This is a genomic window from Sulfitobacter sp. HI0129 (genome assembly GCF_001635395.1).
Lineage (GTDB): Bacteria > Pseudomonadota > Alphaproteobacteria > Rhodobacterales > Rhodobacteraceae > Sulfitobacter.
The window spans coordinates 1-494 of sequence record NZ_LWGH01000782.1 but is presented as its reverse complement, the minus strand read 5'-3'; the positions used below and the strand labels follow the sequence as shown (position 1 = coordinate 494).

Below are 494 nucleotides of genomic sequence, written 5' to 3'. Positions count from 1 at the left end.
TAGAGGTCATAGACCAAGACACGGCATCCCATCAGCGCGAGGCCACGCGCCAGGCCGCGGTAAACGAAGCTGGGTGTGGTAAGCCCGTGGACGCAGACCACCACAGGGCCGGTTCGCGGCCCGAACCAGTCGTAATGGGTGACCCCCATCGACAGTCTGGCGAAATGACCGGGCGCGTTGCCCCGGACCCGGTCGTCCATGGGGCGGCGGCGGTATTCGGTTGCCAGCGGCGCCGCTGCACCGACGCCCAGCAACAGCCAGAGCCAGCTCACCTGTTCGCCATCCAGCGGTCGAGAATATGCCGGCTGGTCATGAGATCGAGATGCGCGCCCCCGCCATTCTTGAACAGCGTGATTTCGTCGTCCGAACGGCGCTCGAAGGCCGATAGTTCATAGTAGTCGGCCAGAATGTCGTCTTGGGTGATCGTGCCTGCCTGCACCGGTATCTCGATTTCCCCGATATGTCCCAGCGTGGTGGCCCGGCTGTCGACGAAG

Annotated in this window: 2 pseudogenes; both read right to left on the bottom strand. The window is 64.0% G+C overall.

The window, feature by feature from the left end:
* Nucleotides 1–272 (bottom strand): annotated as a pseudogene (locus tag A3764_RS19040) (alpha/beta fold hydrolase); the annotation flags it as partial.
* Nucleotides 269–494: pseudogene (locus tag A3764_RS19035) on the bottom strand (ornithine cyclodeaminase); the annotation flags it as partial. The pseudogenes A3764_RS19035 and A3764_RS19040, both read right to left, overlap by 4 nt.